We start from the raw sequence: 232 nt of genomic DNA, 5'->3' as shown, positions 1-232 counted from the left end.
GGCCAGCGGCCGCGGCCCCACGGACAAGGACGTGGACCGCGTCTCGCAGACCATTTCGGCCATCAAGGAGCAGAACGAGGGCGTCGAGGTGTGCGCCTGTCTCGGGCTGCTCTCCGACGGCCAGGCGTCGCGACTGAAGGACGCGGGCGCCGACGCCTACAACCACAACCTCAACACGTCCGAGGCGACGTACGGGAAGATCACCACGACGCACACCTACGAGGACCGCGTC

The 232-nt window shown here is 68.1% G+C and carries 1 pseudogene; it reads left to right on the top strand.

From position 1 onward, the window contains the following. Positions 1–232: pseudogene (locus IG84_RS0137550) on the top strand (biotin synthase BioB); the annotation flags it as partial.

It is taken from the genome of Streptomyces ochraceiscleroticus (assembly GCF_000720485.1).
Taxonomy (GTDB): domain Bacteria; phylum Actinomycetota; class Actinomycetes; order Streptomycetales; family Streptomycetaceae; genus Streptomyces; species Streptomyces ochraceiscleroticus.
The sequence above is the reverse complement of the archived record's forward strand: the minus strand, read 5'-3'. Positions and strand labels throughout refer to the sequence as shown.